The following is a 23,337-nucleotide window of genomic DNA, read 5'->3' on the forward strand; positions in this document are numbered from 1 at the left end:
TTTATGAACAGACATTTTTCGCCTTTTCTTCTTGCGAGAAAAATTCATTCCAAGCGACGGTTGACATTTTTTCGCGTAAAATATATACCAATGCAAGCAAAGCCAATAAAATAATAACACTAATCGTAGGAGTAAAATGTGTGATAAATTCCCCAAATACAGTGTAAAAAAAAGCCAACGGAAGATTAGTTGCGAACGCACCCTTCATAAATCCCTTGAAATCGGGCCTTCTTTCTAATAGACAAAGATTTAATAAATGATAGTGAAAAAAAGGAATGAGTCGAAGGATCGCAATTTGACCTACTGTCATTTTAGCATAACGACCAAACCACTTATTTTTTATCTTTAATAATTTTTCATAAGTATTAGGCATTCTGCGAATACAAAAATAAAATAAAGCCGATAAAATAAGTAAACCTGTCATTGAAAAAAGGGTTCCTAAGACACTACCAAATAATATCCCACCAACCATGCAGACCATTATAACCGGTATAAAAATAAATTGACGTATCACATGGAAAAAAATGAAGATGATCGGAGCCAATGTGCCTGTTCCTTGCACAAATGTCAGTATGATCAATAATTGTTCATTCAATTTGATCCCCTCCGCCCTCTTTATAGAGCGTGTTCAAAAAGGACTAAGTCGGCTAAAGGCGCTGACGTCAATCGCAAATGTCCGACACTAAGTATATCCTGGACCCTTGAAAGTTTGAGGCTATCTAACGGCTTTCACTTCAAAGTTCAGCACAGAAACGTCTTGGTATTTAATCGAAGAACATATGTCCCACAGTATCATTTTTACCAGGCTTTTTGAACATCCTCTTATAGTCTATGGGATCGAGAAATTCGTTATGACAGGCGGTCAAGCACCAAATAAAAAAGAAAACAATCTACAACCGCCAATAATGGGAATCCAAATTTAAATGCTAAATGTTTGGTTTTATGGCGAAAGATCCACATTCCAATCGTTGTTCCAACTGCGCCTCCAATTACCGCGATCAACCATAAGCTTTTTTCGCTAATACGCCATTCTTTTTTTTCAGCCCTTCTTTTATCAATCCTCATTACAAAGATTCCCCATAGATTAATTATAGCAGTGTATATTACTATTATTGGGCTAATCATGCTCTTCCTCCCATCTATAACAAAAGCCATTCTCCAAAATAATGGAGAATGGCTTTTTGCCCAGCTACAGCGCCTAGCAACTAGCAAATTTACGATCCCTTCCTACGATAAGGAAGCCAAGCTCAACCTTCACCGTGTTTCCTTTATCCCAGGCCTACAGAATCTGGTCAGAACAGAGTTGCGACGTAAAAGAATGTACTAGTGCAGACGAAGCGCCAGGACGGCGCGTCTTTTAACTGTTCATCCTTATTATTTAAATTTCTACCTCACTAGACAGGCGCTTTCGCTTTTCTAATTATAGAGCTGCTTTTGCTTTATTAGCTAATTCTGCGAATGCATTTTCATCAGATACAGCTAGATCAGCAAGCATTTTGCGATTCACTTCAATGCCAGCCAATTTCAAACCATGCATTAAACGGCTATAAGAAAGACCGTTCATACGAGCAGCTGCATTAATACGAGTGATCCAAAGCTTACGGAAATCACGCTTTTTATTACGACGATCACGGTAAGCGTACATATAAGATTTCATTACTTGTTGATTGGCTACTTTAAATAGTCTATGTTTTGAACCATAATAACCTTTTGCTAATTTTAAAACTTTCTTGCGACGTCTGCGTGTAACTGTACCGCCTTTAACACGTGGCATATTAATTCCCTCCTAATTGGTTCCGGTTTATTTCAAATTGTCAAGTAGGTGACGAATTCTTTTAAAATCACCTTTTGAGACAATAGCAGATTTACGTAGTTTACGTTTTTGTTTTTGTGATTTATGAGCGAACATGTGGCTTGTATAAGCATGTGAACGTTTCAGTTTACCACTACCTGTTTTCTTAAAACGCTTAGCTGCGCCACGGTGAGTTTTCATTTTTGGCATAGGGTTTTTCCTCCTCAAAACTTTACTTTTCGGTTTTTGGTGCCAACACCAAGAACATGCTACGGCCATCCATTTTCGGCTTCGATTCAACAGCTGCTAAATCACTGCATTCTTCAGCGAATTTATTCAATACACGTTGACCGATTTCCTTATGGGTAATGGCGCGCCCTCTAAAGCGGATCGAAGCTTTCACTTTGTCCCCTTTTTCCAGGAACTTACGTCCATTCCGAAGCTTCGTATTGAAATCATGATCTTCAATGGTTGGACTTAATCGAACTTCCTTCACATTGATCACTTTTTGATTTTTACGTGCTTCTTTTTCTCTTTTTTGTTGCTCAAAGCGATATTTTCCATAGTCCATAATTCTGGCTACTGGTGGTTTAGCATTTGGGGCAACAAGAACAAGATCAAGATTTGCACGAGTAGCCATTTCCAATGCTTCATTGCGGGATTTGACTCCAAGTTGATTACCCTGATGATCAATTAGACGAAGTTCACGGGCACGAATGCCTTCATTTACCAACATATCTTTGCTAATAGTTAGCCACCTCCAAGATATTTTCGGAATACATCTGTTTGGAAAAAGATAAGCGCAGGCGCTTTACTCATCATCAAGCTATCGCTGTAAAAATGCGCAATAAAAAAAGCGGGCACAAAGCACCCGCTTTTCATTCAAGTTATTTAATGAATGATTAATTTAGATCTAAAACCTGCCAACAACATATAGCGTCGATCAGGCGAGAAGCGGGCAGCTCCTTCTTCCATCAACAAGTATTCAATTCACTTATGAATATATCACATGATCATAATTCTGTCAATCAATGCCTCTTACATAAGAATTAATTATAGCAAACAAAATCATATAACACAATCCCTTTTTATACTTTTATATCCTATATATCAATAGAATGTTTAATTTCACTAATATCGGTAAAACTTATAAATTAGAAGGCCATATACTGGAGGTTTGAGAAAATGAATAAATGGTTCATATCTGTATTAGCATCGAGCTTACTATTAGGACTAGCTGCTTGCTCAGATGATCCTTCCGTTGATAGTCATCCGAAAGAACAAGTTGTGCCAGATGACAATCAAGATAGGGAGAAGACACCAGATACGATTCAAAAAGAAGATAGTGGAAATAAGTCTCATGAGGGACAAGTTCACAATGATCAAGATGTAGCTGAAATGATGCAAGACCTTAATTTTACTGAATTTGAACTTGAGGTAAAATATGGTCCCAATGAGGAAATAGACTACGAATATAAACAGAAAAGTGATGATGGAGATTACGAAGCTGAAATGAAAGACACAGTAAAAAATGTTATATACAAAGGGACGGAAGCTTTTACTGCTTTGTATACACAATTAAAAGATATTGAGCTTGATGCTAATGCCGACAATGAAGCAACAATCAAAGGCATACTCGATCGATTTGATCTTGATTCAGATTATAGTAAATTTGATTTAGATATGACTTTTAAAGATGATAGTAAATTAGATATTGAAGATCGAAAATAAAAGTGCCTACATTAGGCATTTTTATTATTTCATTCCTTTCCCGCTAATTTATATGGGATATTTTAAGTAGCCAAAATGATTTAAGGGAGGCTTAAATATGAAACGCATCTCAGTTGTTTTCTCTGTCTTTTTCTTGATGAACCTTTTAGTTGCATGCACTAGTACAGATCCGAATAAAAATAGCTCTACACCAAACAATGCATCTCAAGATACTACCACTAATAATGAAACAGAAAGCAATTCGTTGAAGGGTGAACCAACAAATTCTTCGAATGAACAAGAAGAAATGAAATCACAAATGGAGAAACTCGATTTTTCTGAAATAGAAATAGAAATTTCTTATGGTAATAATCAGGAATATGAAGCTGAAATTGAACAGGACAAAAATCAACCAATTGAAGCCAAGGTAGAAGATGAACTGAATAATAAATTCCTAAGGGGAAAAGAAGCTTTTGACAGTATCTACTCAAAAGCAAAGAAACTCACTCTCACGAAGGATAGTAGTGATCAAGAGACAATTAAACAAGTTTTGCAAGCCTTTGACCTAGGCAATGATTACAATAAATTCGAGATCGAAATCACCTTTAATGACGGCTCTAAACTTGATGTGGAAGATCGAAAAGGAGTTTAAACGATTATCTACTGAGTGTTTACTTGGACAAGACTGGGACAATAGTTTTTTCACCAGAGAAAAAACAAATTACTATGTGCACGTAACCCGCTCCAGAATTATAATTCGCTTTCGCAGGCGGCTGGTGATTCCTCAGGCCTATAGGATGTAAGTCACGAAGGCGTTGACGACGTACAAGGACGTACTAGTGTAGGTGAAGCAACGGGGGAGTTGCGCTTTGGGCCTGCCGCCAGGACAGCGCGTACTTAGCCTTTGATCCTCATTTGCACTCCAGGATCTCACCGATGCCTTTCGACGAACACGATGTTCTAGTGACGGCGTTGGTCATAGGACGTGACCGTCACTACCCATCCGATAAGTTTGTAAACGCTCGGCAATTTTACCGACTAATATCCATCTCATCTTTCTTGATGATTCAACCATTTAACAGCATCTAATACATCTGTGGCGATGTAATCGGGAACTACTTCTGCCCACTTCCCAAAATATTGTTGTTGGAGATAACGCTCATAGGCTTCTTGCCCCGCCCCAGTTCTCACTAAAATCTTCAAGCATCCCACCTCGTTTGCGGCAATCAAATCTGTCCAGCGATCACCAATAACAACACATTTCTTTAAATCTAATTGATGCTCATTAGCTGCTTTTTTCAGCATACCTGGAGTAGGTTTTCGGCAAGAACAGCCTTCCTCATGACTATGAGGACAAAGATAAACAGCATCAAAGCCAAAGTCCTTAAGCTCATTATAAAACGCTTGTGCCGTACTATTTCCTGCAGCAATTCCAGGCTGATTAGTAAACGAATAAATTTTGATTTCTTTTTCTTTTAAACTATTAATCGCCTTCATTGCATTGGGATACAGTTCAAATTCACCAGGAAATACAACATGATCATGACCGCCTATCGTACCATCACGATCTAAAAAAACCGCCTGAATTGAACCTTTCATAGTAATCTTCCTCCCTTTAACTGTCATTTGACAAAGACTTGTTTAATTACGCTCTGTCTCCGGATTATGGGTGACTACCTAAAGTGTTATTTCATCTTCTTTGTTATTTCCCCATCGAAAACCCAGCAAATAACAAGCCACCATAAGGAGCGATAGCTTCCTCGACAAACTGAATAATTTTTCCTTTTTCGTTTTTCTGATAAAAAGTTTCAAGAGCCAGTATGAAATCTTTGGCAAGGTCTTCATCAAAGTTCTTCAGCGCTCGAATCGTCCATTTTGACGAACCGATCCATTGCCGATTCATTCGGAGTATAAACTCGATTGTTAATTCCGCAAGTGTGTTAACAAGAAAAATGGCTTCTTCCCTTTTCGAACAGCCTTTAAAATCATCTAAAACATCAGTCAGAAAGTATCGCTTCATATCGATCGTTTCCTTTGACCATTTATCTGGTCCTTTCTTCAATAGATCATTCGCTTCTTTTTTTATCGTTTTTATTATGGGGGCACCTCTTAATACTATCCCTTCGGAAACCATTTTAGGCATTGAAGGCTTAGCACTTTTGCAATCACTTTCAAAAAACTTTTTATAAGAAGAGAGATTATGAACAAAACATTCTATGTACCAGCCAAAATCAATAAATGACTCACGATATGAAGATGTAAGCTTCTGTTCAAAAATCACAATATCTAAATCTGATGTCGATGTTGCTTCCCCGCGTACCACACTTCCTGCTAATAGTGCAGCCTGGCAATCAGGAAAGCGCTTTTCAATGACGAGTTGAGCAGCTATTTCTGGGGCTGGTCGCGAATTCGTCTCCATAAACTCTTCTCCTCCCAATAAATCTAGTAAGTTAACAGTTAAATCGTTTCATCTGTAAATATGATTGTTTATAAAACTATCTTGGACTTTTCATGTTTGGTAATTTCACTATATATTTCTTCCGTTATAGGAATTCCATACTCTTTCAGAGAAATTAATACAGCTCCAGCCACTGGCGATAATTTCGGCTCGATTAACTGATATTGCTTATTTGCGCTTTTTTTCAATATATTATTTAATTGGAATCGAAAATAGGGACTTTGTATAACACTACCAACAAATGAAATCTTAACTTGTTCCTCCCTAAAATATTGGCCAATTAATCGAATCCCTGTTTCTAGTGTAAGAATGGCTTCATCACAAACACGCTTTGCTAATGGTTGATTGTTAGCAGCAGCCCGCGTTACAAGTGGAGCCATTAATCCAAATTGACGGTCCCTCTCAGCCTTATCCATATAAAAATGTTTCAAATTCAGTTCCCGTAATCCTTCTATATCCATTACACGCCAAAATTGCAATACTTCTTGGATAAACGCCTGATCTTCCAACTGTATTTGTCCGGCTAAAATTGCGTGAACCGCTTGATATGATAAAAACCGCGCAGCTGTCGGAGCGTAATGCCCAAAGGTAGAGTTAAATAAAACTTTCCCCTCCTCTGTAAGCCCCATCACAATAGATCCAGTTCCCGAAACAACCATAATTCCTGGTGCAAATAGAAAAGCACCTATATGTCCTACTTCAGCGTCATTCATAATCCGTTTGGAACAACACAGTCCTTCAATAAGAAGCAAGGAATTTGCTAAAGGGAGATCATCTTCTTGTTGATAACACGGAAGACCAGCCGCTAAATAACAAACATCTTCCAAAGATCTGTCAGCAGCGGTTAACGCTTCTAAAATAGCCATTTGTATATTTTCCTTTGCCTTAGAATCTTTATTAGGATGGGCACTGCCTGACTCTTTATAGGCTAGAACACGCCCTTGTATGTCTGCCACCATTACACGGGTACTCGTTCCTCCACCCTCTAAACCAATCACACAAGTTTTTTTCATTCATTTTCTCCAATCTTTTTTCAGCTCTGCTTATTGAGCTACAATTTTTATTAGGCCCCTACAAAATTTAGGTAATTGGAACATAATATAGTTTTTGAATACGCAAATGGAATATGCTCCTTTCCACCGTCAAGTGTCAAGTCTCCTCAATTTTCACCTTCTGGGCTCTTGCCAATCTAATCTTTAACTTTCCAGCAGGAGTGATGCCTATTCCATTTGCTAGGATGGCTTATCGCTTCATATTTTCCATACGCTCATCCGAATACCCTAAATTTTAGCCAAAGTCTTAATATTATTGATTTCCGCCCCACAGTACCACATCTATGGATCTTCCTCCCGAGCTATCCTCCTAGTTTCACTAATAAAACATCTTTAAATTTGATTAAGATTTTTTGATTCTTATAAGGTCATTTCATTGCACTCGATTCTCCCTACCTTTTTCGCCTCACTGTCTTTTACTTTGTCTTTCTACACTATTTCTAGTTCCTAGACGAAAAATTACCCAAAAAAATAAAAACAGAAAGAAAGCTACAAACTCTAACGAGAAAAGATACCATGGATAAGGCCCTAGATAATCCAAAAGGCTTCCACCACTCGGTTTAGCTCGTAGAAACATATAATTCCCATCAAATAGCCCGTTCATCATAAACACAATGGGAAGCAATAAATTTAAGAGCAATAAAGTTTTCATAATCCCTTTAAAGGTAGGGAGATACCCTTTATACCAAGTAAAATAGCAGGCGGTGAAAATGATACCAAAATGAGTATAAAAGAAATGAAAATAACGAAAATGAGGAAAGCCTAGTTCTAAATCTGGTGTCATGATCGCCTGAAGCGCCCCACCCATTCCAGCATAAAAAACAAAATCATATAAATATTTGCTTTCTGTCCATAAGAGGACAATCGCGAGGATTACGCTAATACTACATAATTCTAACGGTAAAGAATAACTCATATCCCAACGATTCGTTTTCCATAACCACGTTTGGTAAAGTATTTCCATAATGAATAGTGAAAGAGCATAGCTTTTCTCGATTTGCTTATACCCTTCAATATAATGCCATTTTCTTCTCATAAAAAACAAACAAGAAATCAACATACCCCCTATAAGAACAGCTACAATATGTGCGGTAGAAAACATGACAAAAGGGGATTCATGACTAAAATTCAAATTCCATCCCCCTTTTTAGAGAAATATATTTAATGTGTCTTCCTTCCCTCAACAGCTTTTAAATACATTATTTGTGTTTCAGCCTTTTCTTGGATCCACTTTTCATACTCTTCTCCAACTTGTGTGCGTTCCTGCTCCGTTAAAAATCCATCCTTCACCATCTGTAGCCCTCTCGAAGCTACAACACTTGCCCAAACGGAGATATGCGTTTGGAAATCTTCATCTTTTCTCTCCGTTTTTTCATTTTGGGAAGTGACAACAATATTATCTAAACCAGAATGCTTCATCATTTCAGCTAAATGATCAGCGATTTCATTATCCATTCCCGCTTCATCCCGCCAGCTTAGAAAAGTTTGATAGAACCGTTGCATAGAATTGGGAGGCTCTGGGACCCAAGAAATCTTTGGATGATTGTAATCGAGAGCTATGACATACCCATCTATTTTTGCAGCGCGAATCATTTGCTCTAATGCAGCATGTGGATTGGAAAGCCATTGCAACACTCTTGCAGCTGTCACAATATCAAATTTACCTTCATAGGGAATCTGATAAATATCGCCAACTTCAAATGTCACCCAAGGCATATGTTGACAGAGTAACTTGGCTTGATTGATAAAATTTGGATTATGATCGATTCCAATCACACGGCCTTGTGGCCCCACCTTCTCAGCAATTCCGGCAGTAATCGCTCCTGTTCCACACCCTAAATCTAATACAGTCATTCCTGGCTTTAGAAGTAATGCTAATCTTTTGTGTGATTTCTCTAATGAACGGGCATGAATCACTTTAGAATCTGCTAAAACCGCTCTCTGTTTGGCTATATCCATCTCTATCCCTCCGCTTATTGAGAAGCTACAATCTAAAAGAATTCATCCAAAAGTTGATAATAACGTAATTTATTTTGATTTAGTTCTTTCAATCCATATTCCGTTAAAAAAAGTGGGATATGCTGTTCTCCCACGTTATATGTAATACTGCGAACAGCTAGAGCAATATCTTGATAACGATCAGCTATCCCTGCTCTACCTAAATCAATAAAACCATTTATTGATTTATTATGGAGAATAATATTTGGTAGACAATAGTCTCCATGAGTAAAAACAAGTTCTTCATCTAATGGATGTTTCTCAAGCAGCTCCTGATATAACTCTTCAGCATCCTTTCCCTTGCGTTCCTCGTCAAAATCTTCCCGATCAACAAGTTTTTTTTCTACCCTTTCTTGGGCTTCCCTTATCGTCATATCCAAATTACGTTGAAAGGGGCATCGATCTATGGAGATACTATGTATCTCTCTTAATCCTTTAGCCAATAATTTGATTAGTTGTGTCAGATCAGCATGATTAAAAGGGTTAGATGCGTCCATTCCTGTTATTTCTGTCATGAGCAAGAACTCTTTTTCCTCATTTCGTTCATAACAAAGAACCCCCGGAACAGACAATTTTCCATGCAGCCATTCCATCTTCTCTTTCTCTTGTCGTAAAGTTTCTATCGCACTTATCGCCTGGATTTTTAAATAGAGATGATGATTTCCCTTTTTCAACAGAAAAGTACTGGCTTCCGAATGACCAATTGTTACTTGTGTCCATGTATAGCCATCGATCATTTTTTCCAGTCGTGTGGGAATTCTATTGATGATCATGCAGTCCTCTCCTTTCAATTAAATCATTCAGGGGATGAAGCATTGTCGAATCGTTCCTTGTCCATTGCCTACCTTTACTTCGGCAAATGCACCATTTATAAATGTTATTTGTGGAGGAACATGACCGCAATCAACATCATAAATAATCGGAATATTTAGCTCTTTTGCGAGTTCTTGATAAACATCCTCTACTGTGTAGTTTTGGACCGCTTGATTGGCGGAGCTTCGTCCAAATAAAATACCGGCACTTCCCTCAAACCAACCAGCTAATTTCATTTGGACCAGCGATCTCCTTAAATCGACTGTTGATAGCTCGCAATTCTCGAGGTACCATATTAGCGGATCATCAGCAAGGAACTGTTCTTTAAATCTTTGCACATCTCCATAGGGTGTACCAATTAAATGGCGGATCACATCGATGCATCCGCCTAATAAGCGACCTTTGATCGTAACATTAGGTGAGTGAGCTATCGTTTTCCAGATAGTTTGTTCCGTTAGATGGTAAACACATGAAGAGGGGCGATCATGCTGCCATTCCTTTTGATATTTCAAAGAGGAATGCTGCACAACACTTTCTCCAGCCCTTGTAGCTAACATCTTTTCCCACATAGCTGTTGTCTCATCCGAATATTCTCCCCGTAAATCCAGCAAGTTCGTACCATGGGCAGTGGCCATCCCACTTGTCAATGTAATCGCCAATAATAAAAGGCTAATATCGGAATAACCTAAGATCCACTTATTTGGCAATTGTTCAAAATCGATATATTCCAAGACTTCTATTAATAATTCTCCACCCCAAGGTGGTATAAGTAAATCGACCGACTCATCCCGCAACATTTGCTGCAATTCGGTGGCCCGATCTTTTGCTGATGCCGATTTGGCCTTATTTTGAGTCCAAACGGTTGCACCGCATTTCACCGTAAATCCCCTCTGCCCTAGACGTTGACATGCTTGTTTTACAATAGGATGAAGCTCAGCTCGCACCCCTGACGAAGGAGCGGTTACTCCAATCGTAGCTTTATTTCGCAAAAACGGATATCGGATCATTCAATCCCCTCCCCTTAGTGCTAAATATCCCTTTTCACTTTCAATTCAAACTCCGGCTTCGTGATATAGTCCATATACTGAACGGTACCATCAAAATTCAAGTAGGCTTGGAAACGAGTTCGAATGGCTGGTGCTTCGACCATATCCAAAACATGTTCCTTCGCTACCCAACGACTATCCGAAGTTTCCTCTGATGTTGCTAATTCTCCTCCTATCGGATTGCAGACAAAATCAAACATCACCTTTGTTGGAATATTAGTGACACCGTCAAACCATTTATATGTACCTGTATTGGAATACACTCCTATTAAGTGAGAAACAATGATGTCGATCCCACTTTCTTCCTTTACTTCCCTCGTAACCGCATCAATCACATTTTCTCCGACTTCCACTTGCCCACCAGGGAATTCCCAGCCACGATGGCGAGTTTTGACAAGAAGAATATTCCCTTGACCATCTTCGACAATTCCACCAGCTGCAACAATATGTGTTGGCATTTTCATTATCTCCTCACCTCTCACTGTGCTTACTCTTTAATATTCTATAAGAATACAAAATTGCCCTGCCGAAAAGCAGATATTATGATGAAAGAAAAATAGCGAAATCAAATAGATTTCCAAATACACAAAAATACCACTAATTGATTACCATCCAATTTTCTAAGGAAGATACGATCTTGCTCGCTCCATTCCGATTACTAAGTTAAGCAATTGAACTGTCTAGAGAATTACACCTGTTTTCAAGGCAGTTTCGCCCAACAATAATACTTGCAATTGTTCCTCGGGAAGCTGCCGCTTTTCCCATTCTCGATATAAGCGCTTCAATGCCTCCGGACCAGTATCATCTGCCAATCGATAAGCTCCATAATGCATTGGTACAAATATTTTTGCCTTCAACTCGAGAAATGCTTTAACACTGTCCTCTGGATTAATATGGGAGTCACTCATAAACCATTCCGGCTCATAAGCCCCGATTGGCATAAATACTGTGTCAATCTCAAACAGGTCACCAATTTCCTTAAATCCGGAAAAGTATCCTGTATCTCCAACAAAATACAATGTTTCCTTATCACCTTGAAAAATAAATCCTCCCCAATGGGAAGTATTTATATCTGTGAGTGTTCTACGTGTCCAATGCTGGGCTGGAACAAAATCAATGGTAAGCCCTTTAATTTTTGCACTCTCCCACCATCTCATCTCTGTAACTTCTCGATATCCTTTCCGTAAAAATAATGATTTTAACCCCACTGGCACAAAGTAATGTGGATTTCCTTGCAATTTTTTTAATGTGGGAAAATCCAAATGATCATAGTGCCCATGAGAGATGACAACCACATCAATTTCCGGCAAATCCGCAAGCGGAATTCCAGGTTCTGTCAATCTTCTTTGAAAGCCCATCCGTTTTGCCCACACAGGGTCCGTTAAAATATTCAGACCTTTTAATTGAATTAAGAACGTAGAGTGCCCAATCCATGTATATGAAGTCTCATTTCTATTCCCTTTGATCTTTTCAATCTGTTTAAGCGGACTTTGTTCAATATTCACAGTTAAATCCTTGATCTTACTCCGTCGTTCTTTCGTCCATTTCAACATATCTGTAAACGACTTAATGTTTTTTATATTATTTAAGTTCTCATACCTTTTTTTCATAGGCTCCCCCAAAATTAATATATGTTTGAGCTTTTTCTATAATCGTTGTTATCAAATTACCAACAGAAATTGCAGTCTAAAGATTGTTTAGTGGAATTTAGATAAGTTCTGCTTACTTTTGTTGTTATAAATCTCTTATAGATCGTTTGTTTTTTTATAAATATAAAGACCGCAAGTCATGAAGTACACTAGCGGTCTCATCATATCTATGGAGTTAAAAAGTTCTCAGTAAAATAAGGTTGTCGCTCCTGATTAAAACCAACACCGATACCCAATGCTTCAAAATCCTTTTGCAAGATATTTTTTCGGTGACCAGGTGAGTTCATCAGTCCTTCGTGGGCGAAAATGCTACTGAATTGTCCCATCGCTATATTTTCACCAGCCATTTGATATTTAATATTATCTGCTGACATACGATCAAATGGTGATTTACCAGCGAGATTTGTATGATTAAAATAGCCATTTTCAGCCATATCGGTACTATGGCTGCGTGCTGTTTCCTTTACATCTTCATCCCAGTCAAGGGTAGGAAGACCGTTTTTGACTCTTGCGGCATTTGTTAAGTCAAATAACTGATATTCAAACCCTTCTTTCAGTTCATCACTAGGTTCTCCATATATTTGTTCTTTTCTTTGTTCAAGTTCTTCATTAATAATCAAAATAGCTGTTACAGTATTGTTTTCTTGCTGATCATAAAAGATTGTGACATACTGATCACCAATTAAGAAAAGATCATATTCATCATTTGAATTGAGTTGATAAGAAACCCACCCCTTTCGTATATACTCCAACGGATCTTGCTGAGTAGCAAGCACTGTCTCCCTCGCTGTTCCATAGTGAACTCCAATGGAGGAGGAAATTAAATCTTGGTTTGTATATAATCCGGCGACACGATCATTTTCATCGTAAGCTACCATCAAAAAGTTCTGATATCTTTCATGATATGCTACCCAATCTACACCATATTCATTTGTAGTAGAGCGTTGTGGTGCACCGGTTTTCTTTTCTACCTCTGACCGTTTGTGACCTATCTCAATATTATGAATAGAAAAAGTTTGATCAACTGGATCTTTTAATTTCGGCTTTTCTACAGACTTTTGTTTTAATTCTAGCTGTTCTTCCTGGGAGGACATTTTGAATAAGTCTTGAACCTGAGACTGAAGTGATTCGATCGTTTCATTGATTTTCGGATTTTCTTTTATCGAATTAAAATCTGTTTGCATTTTCCCAAAAACACCCGGAACACCAGATGCTCTTAAGGTATCCCCATAAAAATGCCAAAATCCAAATCCAATAACAACTAATAAAAGAATATTTCGTAATTTCGGCAAGCTGACACTCCTGTCTTTATCCGTGTTATTCATATTGTAACAAAACTTTACGGATAGGGACAATGAGCAAGACGAGTTACCGGATTTTGCCAAGATAGTATTTACAGTTCCTAGCTTGCATTTTTAATTCTATGTTTGGACCTTTCCCCCGCCAAACCTTCTACCGTTATTTTACTAATCTGTTAAAGTAAGTGATCAGCAAGGCCCCTGAAGAGATTTGACACTCGACCGCGGAAAAGGAGCTTATTTCATTTGCCGTATTCAAAAACGATCACTCATTTCACTTTATTTTCCGAATATCGTAAATTAGTTTGAAGCGCTATTTTACTTTTTCACCAAAAACGATATGCCAATGTAAATGCTTGGAATCTTGATATGCACCGAGGTTAGTAATGACACGGCAAGCGCCATGCTCTCTTTCAATTTTGGTTGCAACCTTCTGTACTACTCCCATTAATTCTAATAATAATTTCTGGTCCTCTATGGTCGTCAAAGATGGAATATGCTTTTTGGGGATTGCTACAATATGAACTTCATAAAATGGTTTTGTATGATAGTAAGCTAAGACATTCTCTGTTTCATAAACTTTCTCTACTTGTGTATTTCCACTTAAAACTTCATCACAATAAAAATCACTCGTCATTTTATTTCCTCTCCTTTACAGCCAATCTTGTTTTTAGTTGATAATTTGGCTTCATTTCCCATGTCTCATAGGGTACAAAATTGGTTGCCCTGATCGCATCAAGTGTACGAGACCTTTGTTGTGGGCGAGTAATATACTGATCAATATTTTCTTCACTAATCGCTATATAACGGACTTCAATAATCTCTTCCGGTTGAGGGGTTATTTCCCCGCCGACATACTCCCCTCTAAAGACTACACCTAACGTAGCTTTCGTTTGATTAAAATAAAGTCCCGTTACACCAATTGGTCGAATCGTTACCCCTGTCTCTTCTTGAACCTCCCGACAAACAGCTTCATCTAATGGTTCGGCCACCTCAACATTTCCACCCGGCATTTCCCATGTTTCTGACCGCCAATGTGTTCGTACGAGTAAAACTTCGCCCATTTCATTTGTCACATACGCTGATACTGCAATTGTTTGTTTTGGTGATGCATAGGTCAACTTTTAACCCCCTCTTACCTTTTATTTCGAAAAAAGCCCATAGCGATAAAACCTACCCCAAGACCGATCAACGAACCTGCACCTGTTTTATCAAATAAAATTCCCAAACCAACACCAAGGATGATACAGCCAATAAAAACGACACCACCGCTTTCATATTTCATTCCGGTCACTCTCCTTGATATTATCCCTCTATTAAAATCTCTTTTACCTCTTGTAGATGTTCAATTGTATAAGTTGGACGCATTTCTTTTTCAAGCAAAAGCCCTTTTGGATTATAAAAACAAAAATCAATTCCAGCATTAATCGAACCATGGTAATCATCATGCAATGAATCACCAATGAACAAGGCTTCCGTATGATGAATATTTAATTGAGCAAGGGCTGTTTCGAATATTTTCTTATCTGGTTTCCAGTAACCCACTTCATCCGAAATAATCAATTCATCAAAATAATGGGCGATCTTTCCTACTTGGAGTCGGCTTCTTTGCGCTTCTCCGATCCCATTCGATATAATCGCAAGCTGATAATTCTCATGTAAATTGGCTAAGAGATCCTGTGCATACTCCTCAAAATGACATGTATGACAAAACAACTTCCAATAACGATTTGCTAATGCATTTGATATCGAACAGTCAAGTTCTAATTCTTTTAATGTATCTCTAAAAGAATATTCAAGTACCTCTAATATATGATGTCCCGCTTTATTTCTCTCGTTCCAATAACGCATATTAATTTTTTGAAAGCTCCCCCAAAATTGTTCCCAAGTAAATGTCTCACTTTGACTAATCTCATGGCCATTTACAGTATTTTGCATCGATTCCCATTCACTTGAGGAATAATTGAGCAGCGTATTATCCAAATCAAAAATAACCGCCTTATACACCTAACCACGCTCCTTTCACAGTTTTCACTCTTAGTATACACTAGAAAGGAAAGTAAATTAGATATATTCAGAAAATTCCTTAGTGTTTTCCTGAGATTTTAAAGGAGCAGTCTCTTTACTTACTTTTATCACATTAAATAGAACGACTAACAAACCAGTCAGCTCACCAACGGAAATGGAAGCGGCACCGATAATACCATTCCAATGCGGGAAAAACGCTACGAAAAAAATGAGACAAATAACGACTGTTACTAAATTTGCGATTTGCCCAACGAGCATTTTTTTCGTTCTCTTTTTAAGCATTAAATAACCATTTAAAAAGTCTACCCAAGGAAATAATAAAGCGCGGAAAAGGAAATAAGTCAGTACTAGAATTGTCACGTTTGATAATGATGGATCGGCCCCCATAATGACTTTCATGAACCATGGCCCCACCTTTGTTAGACATAAAATTCCTAATAGTAAAGTTGGAATTAAACTAATAATGATCATAAACCGCAGCACTTTTTCCTTATTTTCATCGTAAAATTGCAAAACAATCTGATGAGTAAACATAAAAAAACTTAAAACCAATTGGCAAATACTATAAGCCAAGGCAAATGCAGCGATCCCGACCTCAATATCATTCGTTTTCGCTAAAAAAGCGTACACAACTGGAATGAGTAATGTCTGAATAACAAAAAAGAAAACTAGCGGGGTATAAAATCCAAGCATTTCCTTTTTTTCAACAGCTGGTTCTCTATTATCTTTTTGCTGTCTCAGAAGCCGTTGACCTCTCCAGACACTAATTCCCATTTCTACTAGCATCCCTACTAAAAAAATTAATGCCCCTACCATGCTTGTTACACGGTCAGTTGCGATAAATAGATAGGCTACAACTAGCATGGCAATCAGGCGAAGCACAACACCAATCGTGATCCATTTTGTTTCTAATTGATTAATCATAAACCCTTGGTAAATTCCCCGAACCCCTGAAAAAATCACCACAAGAGTAATGACTTTAAATGTTTGAGAAATTGTGTAAACCATATCCTCACTTGCGTTAAAAAAAGTGACAAATAACCAATCTCCTAGTTTGGTATAACTAATTAGTAAACTAATAAAAACAATAATACCTGTTACCTGTAAAAAAAGAATGGTAATCGTTTTAAAGGAGCTAGGATTTTTTACTAGAGCTGAGCTTGTTTGTCGCAGGCTAATAATGGGCCGTTCAATAATCCCAAATAGTGAAAAAGCTACAGCATAACAGGCAATAATAAAGGTTGCATTTTCACCCCTACTTAATGTTCCATTGATAATAATATGTGTTAAAGATGTCAAGCTAGATGATAACGCTAACGGAATAAAAAAAGCGCTTAGATGTTGGTATGTAAGTTTATTTTTCTTCAAGGTACTAATAGTAACACCCTCATTTTTCGATACTCGAAAGATTTTCTTTGCTTCTCACCTTCAAGTACCTCATTATTTTAATAATACTTATTAACAACGTTGTTAAATTAAAAAGATTGCTTTATGCTATAGTGTCGTACTTTACTCTTTTTAATTATTATATTAAATCAACCTCGCTTTCAGCACATTAAAAATTAAGGACTATTTTCAATCTTTCCGGGAACATTATCTATAGTACTTATATTATTCTAAGAAAAGGATGGGAATCATATGGATAAAGAGCAATCTAATCATGAGACCAATATTGAAAATGACAAAACATTAACCAATCGACAAGGGCACCCGGTCACTAACAATCAAGATATTCGCACAGTTGGAAACCGGGGTCCAGCTACGCTAGAGAACTATGATTTTATTGAAAAAATTAGCCATTTTGACCGAGAACGAATTCCTGAGCGCGTCGTTCATGGCCGCGGCGCTGGAGCACATGGGTATTTTGAGGCGTATGGAACTGCTGGTGATGAACCAATTTCAAAGTATACTCGTGCCAAGCTCTTCCAAGAAAAAGGGAAACGAACTCCAGTATTCGTAAGATTTTCAACCGTAATTCACGGAGGGCATTCTCCTGAAACATTACGCGATCCCCGTGGATTTGCCGTTAAATTTTACACTGAAGATGGAAATTGGGATTTAGTTGGAAATAATATTAAAATTTTCTTTATTCGCGATGCCATCAAATTCCCTGACATGATCCATGCCTTTAAACCTGATCCTATTACCAATGTCCAAGATAGTCAACGTTTTTTTGATTTTTGCTCTAATTCTCCTGAATCTTTTCACATGGTTACATTTATTTATTCCCCTTGGGGCATTCCAGCGAATTATCGGCAGATGCAAGGTTCTGGGGTCAATACGTATAGGTGGATCAACAGTGATGGAAAAGCCGTATTAGTAAAATACCACTGGGAACCAAAACAAGGCATTAAAAACCTTACCCAAAAGGAAGCAGAAGAAATCCAAGCAAAGAACTTTAACCATGCCACACAAGACTTATATGATGCTATTGAACGTGGTGATTATCCAGAATGGGAATTATTTGTCCAAATCATGAGTGATAACGAACATCCAGAATTAGACTTTGATCCATTAGATGATACAAAATTGTGGCCTAATGATCAATTCCCTTGGATTCCCGTTGGAAAAATGGTCTTAAATAAAAATCCTGAAGATTATTTTACTGAAGTAGAACAAGCCGCATTCGGGACAGGTGTCCTAGTTGATGGTCTGGATTTTTCCGATGATAAAATGTTACAAGGACGGACATTCTCTTATTCAGATACTCAACGTTATCGCGTTGGCGCCAACTACTTACAATTACCGATTAATGCGGCAAAAAAGCGAGTTGCTACGAACCAAGAAGGCGGGCAAATGCGTTATGCCCCTGAACGGGCCCCAGGAAAAAATCCACATATTAATTACGAGCCTTCTATTTTGGGGGGATTGGAAGAAGCGAAACAGCTTGGGAAAGAGCACACTCCCGAGGTAAAGGGGAAACTTGTGAGAGAGCCGATCAATCGTCCCAATAACACAAAACAAGCAGGGGAAACCTATCGTATGTTTGAAGACTGGGAGAAAGACGAGTTAATCAGCAATCTTGTCAACGATCTTTCTGGCTGTGATCAACGTATTCAAGATAAAATGATTGCCTTAGCTGAAGAGGCAGATGAAGAGTATGGTCGTAGATTAAGGGAAGGCCTTGAAAGCATGAAAAAAGAGCATGACGCAAATCCGCTTGGAGCCAAAGATGCTGATAAAGTGTCTAAGGAAACGATGGATGACAGTCATGATGCTGATCCATATTAGAAAGAACTTTTATGAAGCAAGAGAATAAAGCAACAAAAAACGACTCAAAAATTCAGATATTGAATTTCCGAGTCGTTTTTTCTCATTATGCACTTTGTTTTGATGTCACAACCACCGCTTGTTTCCTTTTCCCCGGTAGCATATTAAATAGAATGTTTAAAATAATAGCTGTTATACTTCCGGCTACAATTCCATTACTTGTTAAGATTTGTAAGCCCGTTGGTAACGCAGCGAATAAATCAGGTGCTACTGTAACACCAAGACCAATTCCAACAGAACAAGCAATGATCATGGAATTTTCCTGAGAGTCCGTAATGATTTTACTAAGCATTTTAATCCCTTGAGATACGACCATTCCAAACATCGCGATCATCGCTCCACCTAAAACCGATTCTGGGATTATCGTTGTAACAGCAGCAAGCTTAGGTAAAAATCCTAATCCAATCAACATAGTAGCCGTGATAAAAATCACCTTTCTAGAACGAACACCTGACATTTGGATTAATCCAACATTTTGCGAGAATGTTGTATAAGGAAATGCATTAAAAATTCCACCTATTAGTGATGCTAAACCTTCTGCTCGGTACCCTTTAGCCAAGTCTTTCTCTGTTAATCTCCGTTCACAAATATCACTAAGTGCAAAGTAAACACCTGATGATTCTACAAGGGATACCATCGCCACTAATGTCATCGTCAAAATAGCTGACCATTCAAATGTGGGATAACCAAAATAAAAAGGCTGAACCATATGAAAAACAGATGCCTCTCCAACAGGCGCAAAGCTAACTTTGCCCATGATAATAGCTGCAATCGTTCCAACACCTAGTCCTAATAAAATTGAAATAGCTCGAATAAAACCAGTAGAAAAGCGATAAATAAGGATGATTAAAATCAACGTCCCAAATGCGAATGCGATATTGGAAAGCGAACCGAAATCTGCTGCTCCTTGTCCACCACCCATATTTTGAATTGCTACTGGGATAAGTGTAATTCCAATAATTGTCACGACTGAACCTGTCACAACAGGTGGGAAGAATTTAACCAGTTTGCCGAAGAAACCACCAATAAGGACGATGATTACGCCAGAAGCGATAATAGATCCATAAATAGCCGAAACTCCATATTCTCCTCCGATTGCAATAATCGGACCAACAGCTGTAAATGTACAGCCGAGCACAACAGGTAATCCAATTCCTGTAAATCGATTGCTAAATAGCTGTAAAATCGTCGCAATTCCGCACATTAAAATATCAATAGATACTAAATAAGTCAATTGTGTTGGATTTAATTGCAAAGCTTTCCCGATCGTTAGAGGGACTATAATCGCTCCTGCATACATAGCTAATAAATGCTGAATACCTAGTGTTGTCGACTTTAATGCATCCTTCATTTAGGCCTGCTCCTCCTCCGTAAAGACGACTTTTCCATTTTCTAATGAAGATACTATAGCTAAAGATTCAACGCGGATACCTTGTTTTCGAAGGAGTTCTCCCCCGTTTTGGAACCCTTTCTCAATTACGATGCCAACCCCTGATAGACGAGCACCAGCTTGTTCAATAATGTCAATCAAACCAAGTACAGCCTGTCCGTTAGCTAAAAAGTCATCGATGATAAGGACAACATCATCTGGCTGTATAAAATCTCCTGAAACGGAAATTTCACTTGTTTCTTTTTTGGTAAAAGAATAGACACTTGCTGAATAGAGATTTTTTGATAGGGTTAAAGATTTGCGTTTACGCGCAAACACAACTGGAATATCCATAATCAAGCCTGCCATTGTCGCAGGTGCAATCCCAGAAGACTCAATCGTAATAATTTTGGTAATTCCTTCCTCACGAAAAAGTTCGGCAAATTCTTGTCCAATTTCCTTCATAAGCTGTGGATCGATTTGGTGATTTAAGAAAGAATCTACCTTTAACACAGTATCGGATAATACTTTTCCTTCTGCTCTAATTTTATGTTTTAATACCTGCACTGTGATGTCCCCTTTCGTCATTTACAATAAATAAAAAAATAAAAACCCATAAACCTTGCTTCCCGAATATGAATGGGAGCAAAGCCTTTGGGTTTTCACAATTCAAAAGGAAAAAGAAAACACGCCTAACGGCTCACGTTTTCTTCAAAGCTTTGCACCCATAGTCGATTTATTTACGGTAAATCGGTAGAAACTTACAGGCCATATCCCTGTGATTATATGAGTGTACTATAATGTTGTCGAATAATGTAATTATAGCATGTTATCGGCAATTTTCAATGTAAAATCTTGCTATTAGCAACTTTTTTATACGCTCGGGATGACTAAGTGTTTCCAAAAGGAATGTGTAAGGTTTAGCAAATAAACGATGCCTTCCTTTTCGAAACTGTGTTGTGCTTGCCACTGCCGATCAGAAATCCCGATTTTAAGGGTTCGTTACAAAGATGTCTACTTGCCACTGTTCCCTTATATTAGATAATGAATACTCCCCATAAGGTAATCTATCCTTTAATTGGTTGACTGTGTCTTGAAATATAGTCGGCGACATTTCTTCTACATGAAGACTTACATAATAATGAGCCGGAGCATTATTCACAATGTCCTTCCATTTCTCAACCGTCTTTTCTATCTTTTGAACGGTCGCACCCCTTGGTAGGTCTACTTGATTACTAAAATCGGAATAAGCAAACGTCCCTATATTCTCAATTTCTTCCTCGGCAAAATAATCTAACAGAACCCCCTTTATCCCTTCTAAGTCTATTCCTTCAGAGAAATACGTTTGAGCGTAATCCTCCGCTATACTCGGTGCTTCGACTGCCCCCTTTTCTGGACTTTTATAATCAATCCTTACTTTACTTTTAAAGGGAATAGCTTCTTCCCCCGTATATTGAAAAGTAAATTCATAAGAATGAGGAGCAAAGGCTTCTCCTGCTGCCCCTTTGTTTGTTATTTTATATTTCGTATAATCCCTTATACCAAATAACTGCAATTGTGTTTCGATCGCTTCTTTAATATCTTTTTCACGTTCATTATATACATCATTCGCTTTACACCCACTTAGTAAAAAGCGGCTAAAATAATAAAAATCCAACTAGTGCGTTTTAACATTATTTCCCCTCCTTATGGAGTTGAAATGTATCAGGAGATTTACTGATGGCTTCAAATTGTGAATCATAAATGGGGCCAAATGAATATGAAAATGATTCCGCCTTCTTCCATTCCCGTTCATCTACAATAAAAACAAGGTACTGGGTTGTCATTTCATCTTTTTTATTTAATACAGTAAAGTTTCCATATGTACCAAGAGAACGGACATCTCTGTATACTTCGCCATTCATTTCCATAGTGGGTAATGACAGAAAGAATAAGTTCTGATTACCTAAAAAGCGAATCGAAACTTTAAAAGTTAAAGCAATTTTACCAGGTGGTATATCAGTCAAAACATTATCTTTAGTACTATGAATTTCTGATTCAAGTAATCGAGCAACTTCGACACCATGTAAAGTGAAAGCAGCAATATCATTCATTTCTTTCTTCTGTTCTAGTTCCATTAAGGTAAGTCGTTCTTTTTGAAAAATCGCATCCTTTTGAATCCGATCCGGATAACTTCCAGGCTGGAAGTCTCGCATGATATTCAACCCTTCCTCTGAAGTGGGGAGATTATGCTCCTCCCTCTTCGGAACACCATCGTTCATAAAAGTTGTCAATTGTACGACCTTTACATCTTCCAATGGGATAGCATTATTCCGTGGTACAAAGGTTAGTTGTAGTTCCTTCGTTTCTCTCGGTTGAAGTTCAAACTCTTTTTCATCCAGTATCAGAGTAACTTTTAACTAAAGAGAATTCGGTCTGCCCTGTCACCGTTGTCAAATTCGGTATTGAAAAAGATAAAGGCTCATCCTTCGCACGAACTTTTATCTGAAGCGTAAGAAAGGTTGTATTTTCTATTGAATCATAAGTCACTTCCTCTTTCTTTGAATCACCAACACGAATAAGTTGCAATTGATCGACAGCGACATAGTTGCCTTTCTTCGCTGTAATGGTGTCCTCTCCTTCATAAATAACAGTTGCATCTCCATAATCACTTGCCTTGAAATTAGGTGTTAAAAAAGTTTCTTTTGCCATACTTATACTAGAACTTCCGAGCAATAGAAGCAAAAGTAACACTACTGTATAGCTAAGCCTTTTCACTTATATCAACTTCCTTCTCTGAAAAGTAACTTAATGGTTTATACGTTTTAGGATATTAAAAGTTTCTTTTGCAGCTGCTAAAATCAACGGTTGTGAG

The 23,337-nt window shown here is 37.9% G+C and carries 28 protein-coding genes, 1 riboswitch and 1 other annotated feature; of the genes, 3 read left to right on the forward strand and 25 right to left on the reverse strand.

Going from position 1 to position 23,337, the window contains the following annotated elements; all coding sequences use genetic code 11:
• Position 1: 1 nt before the first annotated feature.
• The 5 genes from J2Z23_RS09585 to infC form a co-directional block, all read right to left on the reverse strand.
• Positions 2-595: a TVP38/TMEM64 family protein gene (locus J2Z23_RS09585; RefSeq protein ID WP_064468571.1), complete on the reverse strand. Its 594-nt coding sequence runs from the start codon at positions 593-595 to the stop codon at positions 2-4.
• A gap of 254 nt (positions 596-849) precedes the next feature.
• Positions 850-1,125 (reverse strand): DUF1294 domain-containing protein, encoded by a 276-nt coding sequence (locus J2Z23_RS09590; protein ID WP_057985114.1) that lies wholly within the window; start codon positions 1,123-1,125, stop codon positions 850-852.
• Between the two features lie 295 nt (positions 1,126-1,420).
• On the reverse strand, positions 1,421-1,774 hold the full coding sequence (gene rplT, locus J2Z23_RS09595) for a 50S ribosomal protein L20 (RefSeq protein WP_057985116.1): 354 nt from the start codon (positions 1,772-1,774) through the stop codon (positions 1,421-1,423).
• Positions 1,775-1,801: 27 nt separating this feature from the next.
• Entirely contained in the window at positions 1,802-2,002 is a 201-nt protein-coding gene (gene rpmI / locus J2Z23_RS09600) for a 50S ribosomal protein L35 (protein ID WP_057985118.1), read from the reverse strand.
• 22 nt (positions 2,003-2,024) lie between these two features.
• Complete coding sequence (gene infC, locus J2Z23_RS09605; protein ID WP_057985120.1) at positions 2,025-2,528, reverse strand: translation initiation factor IF-3; 504 nt, start codon at positions 2,526-2,528, stop codon at positions 2,025-2,027.
• Between the two features lie 106 nt (positions 2,529-2,634).
• Positions 2,635-2,769, reverse strand: a sequence feature (ribosomal protein L20 leader region).
• Between the two features lie 208 nt (positions 2,770-2,977).
• Between infC and J2Z23_RS09610 the strand changes: the two genes are divergently transcribed.
• Both J2Z23_RS09610 and J2Z23_RS09615 read left to right on the forward strand, forming a co-directional pair.
• The gene (locus tag J2Z23_RS09610; protein ID WP_057985123.1) at positions 2,978-3,523 is read left to right on the forward strand and encodes a YusW family protein; all 546 of its coding nucleotides are present in this window, start codon (positions 2,978-2,980) and stop codon (positions 3,521-3,523) included.
• A gap of 97 nt (positions 3,524-3,620) precedes the next feature.
• Entirely contained in the window at positions 3,621-4,154 is a 534-nt protein-coding gene (locus J2Z23_RS09615; protein WP_057985125.1) for a YusW family protein, read from the forward strand.
• Between the two features lie 398 nt (positions 4,155-4,552).
• Here J2Z23_RS09615 and J2Z23_RS09620 read toward each other — a convergent pair whose 3' ends face one another.
• From J2Z23_RS09620 to J2Z23_RS09690, 15 genes are all read right to left on the reverse strand, one after another.
• The gene (locus J2Z23_RS09620) at positions 4,553-5,101 is read right to left on the reverse strand and encodes an HAD-IIIA family hydrolase (RefSeq protein WP_057985127.1); all 549 of its coding nucleotides are present in this window, start codon (positions 5,099-5,101) and stop codon (positions 4,553-4,555) included.
• A gap of 103 nt (positions 5,102-5,204) precedes the next feature.
• Positions 5,205-5,921 carry a nucleotidyltransferase domain-containing protein gene (locus J2Z23_RS09625; protein ID WP_057985128.1) on the reverse strand — a complete coding sequence of 239 codons (717 nt, stop codon included), beginning with the start codon at positions 5,919-5,921 and terminating at the stop codon, positions 5,205-5,207.
• A 68-nt stretch (positions 5,922-5,989) separates the two neighbouring features.
• The gene (locus J2Z23_RS09630) at positions 5,990-6,973 is read right to left on the reverse strand and encodes a BadF/BadG/BcrA/BcrD ATPase family protein (protein WP_057985129.1); all 984 of its coding nucleotides are present in this window, start codon (positions 6,971-6,973) and stop codon (positions 5,990-5,992) included.
• A gap of 445 nt (positions 6,974-7,418) precedes the next feature.
• Complete coding sequence (locus tag J2Z23_RS09635; RefSeq protein ID WP_238456193.1) at positions 7,419-8,144, reverse strand: YwaF family protein; 726 nt, start codon at positions 8,142-8,144, stop codon at positions 7,419-7,421.
• 29 nt (positions 8,145-8,173) lie between these two features.
• Positions 8,174-8,971, reverse strand: coding sequence for a methyltransferase domain-containing protein (locus tag J2Z23_RS09640; RefSeq protein ID WP_238482684.1), 798 nt, complete (start codon positions 8,969-8,971; stop codon positions 8,174-8,176).
• Between the two features lie 32 nt (positions 8,972-9,003).
• Positions 9,004-9,783 (reverse strand): APH(3') family aminoglycoside O-phosphotransferase, encoded by a 780-nt coding sequence (locus tag J2Z23_RS09645; protein WP_209973746.1) that lies wholly within the window; start codon positions 9,781-9,783, stop codon positions 9,004-9,006.
• 27 nt (positions 9,784-9,810) lie between these two features.
• The gene (locus tag J2Z23_RS09650) at positions 9,811-10,830 is read right to left on the reverse strand and encodes a S66 family peptidase (protein WP_209973748.1); all 1,020 of its coding nucleotides are present in this window, start codon (positions 10,828-10,830) and stop codon (positions 9,811-9,813) included.
• Positions 10,831-10,850: 20 nt separating this feature from the next.
• Positions 10,851-11,333, reverse strand: a complete 483-nt coding sequence (locus tag J2Z23_RS09655; RefSeq protein ID WP_209973751.1) for an NUDIX hydrolase — start codon at positions 11,331-11,333, stop codon at positions 10,851-10,853.
• Between the two features lie 216 nt (positions 11,334-11,549).
• Entirely contained in the window at positions 11,550-12,479 is a 930-nt protein-coding gene (locus J2Z23_RS09660) for an MBL fold metallo-hydrolase (protein WP_057985139.1), read from the reverse strand.
• Between the two features lie 206 nt (positions 12,480-12,685).
• Entirely contained in the window at positions 12,686-13,810 is a 1,125-nt protein-coding gene (locus J2Z23_RS09665; RefSeq protein WP_238482685.1) for a CAP domain-containing protein, read from the reverse strand.
• Between the two features lie 319 nt (positions 13,811-14,129).
• Positions 14,130-14,453: an HIT family protein gene (locus J2Z23_RS09670; protein WP_209973755.1), complete on the reverse strand. Its 324-nt coding sequence runs from the start codon at positions 14,451-14,453 to the stop codon at positions 14,130-14,132.
• 1 nt (position 14,454) lies between these two features.
• Positions 14,455-14,937 carry an NUDIX hydrolase gene (locus J2Z23_RS09675; RefSeq protein ID WP_209973757.1) on the reverse strand — a complete coding sequence of 161 codons (483 nt, stop codon included), beginning with the start codon at positions 14,935-14,937 and terminating at the stop codon, positions 14,455-14,457.
• A gap of 14 nt (positions 14,938-14,951) precedes the next feature.
• Positions 14,952-15,101 (reverse strand): hypothetical protein, encoded by a 150-nt coding sequence (locus J2Z23_RS09680; protein ID WP_165589607.1) that lies wholly within the window; start codon positions 15,099-15,101, stop codon positions 14,952-14,954.
• A gap of 20 nt (positions 15,102-15,121) precedes the next feature.
• Positions 15,122-15,823 (reverse strand): YjjG family noncanonical pyrimidine nucleotidase, encoded by a 702-nt coding sequence (locus J2Z23_RS09685; RefSeq protein WP_057985147.1) that lies wholly within the window; start codon positions 15,821-15,823, stop codon positions 15,122-15,124.
• Between the two features lie 57 nt (positions 15,824-15,880).
• A complete protein-coding gene (locus J2Z23_RS09690) occupies positions 15,881-17,212 on the reverse strand; it encodes a hypothetical protein (RefSeq protein WP_057985149.1) in 1,332 nt (443 codons plus the stop codon).
• A gap of 270 nt (positions 17,213-17,482) precedes the next feature.
• Between J2Z23_RS09690 and J2Z23_RS09695 the strand changes: the two genes are divergently transcribed.
• Positions 17,483-19,075, forward strand: coding sequence for a catalase (locus tag J2Z23_RS09695; protein WP_057985151.1), 1,593 nt, complete (start codon positions 17,483-17,485; stop codon positions 19,073-19,075).
• A gap of 85 nt (positions 19,076-19,160) precedes the next feature.
• Here J2Z23_RS09695 and J2Z23_RS09700 read toward each other — a convergent pair whose 3' ends face one another.
• The 5 genes from J2Z23_RS09700 to J2Z23_RS09720 form a co-directional block, all read right to left on the reverse strand.
• Entirely contained in the window at positions 19,161-20,465 is a 1,305-nt protein-coding gene (locus tag J2Z23_RS09700; protein ID WP_209973759.1) for a nucleobase:cation symporter-2 family protein, read from the reverse strand.
• On the reverse strand, positions 20,466-21,050 hold the full coding sequence (locus J2Z23_RS09705; RefSeq protein WP_057985155.1) for a xanthine phosphoribosyltransferase: 585 nt from the start codon (positions 21,048-21,050) through the stop codon (positions 20,466-20,468).
• 141 nt (positions 21,051-21,191) lie between these two features.
• Positions 21,192-21,293, reverse strand: a riboswitch (purine riboswitch).
• A gap of 181 nt (positions 21,294-21,474) precedes the next feature.
• Complete coding sequence (locus J2Z23_RS09710) at positions 21,475-22,140, reverse strand: hypothetical protein (protein ID WP_209973762.1); 666 nt, start codon at positions 22,138-22,140, stop codon at positions 21,475-21,477.
• A gap of 16 nt (positions 22,141-22,156) precedes the next feature.
• The gene (locus J2Z23_RS09715) at positions 22,157-22,780 is read right to left on the reverse strand and encodes a hypothetical protein (protein WP_209973764.1); all 624 of its coding nucleotides are present in this window, start codon (positions 22,778-22,780) and stop codon (positions 22,157-22,159) included.
• 76 nt (positions 22,781-22,856) lie between these two features.
• Positions 22,857-23,240 carry a hypothetical protein gene (locus J2Z23_RS09720; RefSeq protein WP_209973766.1) on the reverse strand — a complete coding sequence of 128 codons (384 nt, stop codon included), beginning with the start codon at positions 23,238-23,240 and terminating at the stop codon, positions 22,857-22,859.
• Between the last annotated feature and the right edge of the window lie 97 nt (positions 23,241-23,337).

The sequence above is a fragment of the Lederbergia galactosidilytica genome (assembly GCF_017873565.1).
Taxonomy (GTDB): Bacteria; Bacillota; Bacilli; order Bacillales; family Bacillaceae_C; genus Lederbergia; species Lederbergia galactosidilytica.

Excerpts from the sequence above, each read along its gene's own strand:
- J2Z23_RS09590 (WP_057985114.1), bottom strand. The coding sequence starts at position 1,125 with ATGATTAGCCCAATAATAGTAATATACACTGCTATAATTAATCTATGG.
- rplT (WP_057985116.1), bottom strand. The coding sequence starts at position 1,774 with ATGCCACGTGTTAAAGGCGGTACAGTTACACGCAGACGTCGCAAGAAA.
- rpmI (WP_057985118.1), bottom strand. The coding sequence starts at position 2,002 with ATGCCAAAAATGAAAACTCACCGTGGCGCAGCTAAGCGTTTTAAGAAA.
- infC (WP_057985120.1), bottom strand. The coding sequence starts at position 2,528 with ATGTTGGTAAATGAAGGCATTCGTGCCCGTGAACTTCGTCTAATTGAT.
- J2Z23_RS09610 (WP_057985123.1), top strand. The coding sequence starts at position 2,978 with ATGAATAAATGGTTCATATCTGTATTAGCATCGAGCTTACTATTAGGA.
- J2Z23_RS09615 (WP_057985125.1), top strand. The coding sequence starts at position 3,621 with ATGAAACGCATCTCAGTTGTTTTCTCTGTCTTTTTCTTGATGAACCTT.
- J2Z23_RS09620 (WP_057985127.1), bottom strand. The coding sequence starts at position 5,101 with ATGAAAGGTTCAATTCAGGCGGTTTTTTTAGATCGTGATGGTACGATA.
- J2Z23_RS09625 (WP_057985128.1), bottom strand. The coding sequence starts at position 5,921 with ATGGAGACGAATTCGCGACCAGCCCCAGAAATAGCTGCTCAACTCGTC.
- J2Z23_RS09630 (WP_057985129.1), bottom strand. The coding sequence starts at position 6,973 with ATGAAAAAAACTTGTGTGATTGGTTTAGAGGGTGGAGGAACGAGTACC.
- J2Z23_RS09640 (WP_238482684.1), bottom strand. The coding sequence starts at position 8,971 with ATGGATATAGCCAAACAGAGAGCGGTTTTAGCAGATTCTAAAGTGATT.
- J2Z23_RS09645 (WP_209973746.1), bottom strand. The coding sequence starts at position 9,783 with ATGATCATCAATAGAATTCCCACACGACTGGAAAAAATGATCGATGGC.
- J2Z23_RS09650 (WP_209973748.1), bottom strand. The coding sequence starts at position 10,830 with ATGATCCGATATCCGTTTTTGCGAAATAAAGCTACGATTGGAGTAACC.
- J2Z23_RS09655 (WP_209973751.1), bottom strand. The coding sequence starts at position 11,333 with ATGAAAATGCCAACACATATTGTTGCAGCTGGTGGAATTGTCGAAGAT.
- J2Z23_RS09660 (WP_057985139.1), bottom strand. The coding sequence starts at position 12,479 with ATGAAAAAAAGGTATGAGAACTTAAATAATATAAAAAACATTAAGTCG.
- J2Z23_RS09670 (WP_209973755.1), bottom strand. The coding sequence starts at position 14,453 with ATGACGAGTGATTTTTATTGTGATGAAGTTTTAAGTGGAAATACACAA.
- J2Z23_RS09680 (WP_165589607.1), bottom strand. The coding sequence starts at position 15,101 with ATGAAATATGAAAGCGGTGGTGTCGTTTTTATTGGCTGTATCATCCTT.
- J2Z23_RS09695 (WP_057985151.1), top strand. The coding sequence starts at position 17,483 with ATGGATAAAGAGCAATCTAATCATGAGACCAATATTGAAAATGACAAA.
- J2Z23_RS09700 (WP_209973759.1), bottom strand. The coding sequence starts at position 20,465 with ATGAAGGATGCATTAAAGTCGACAACACTAGGTATTCAGCATTTATTA.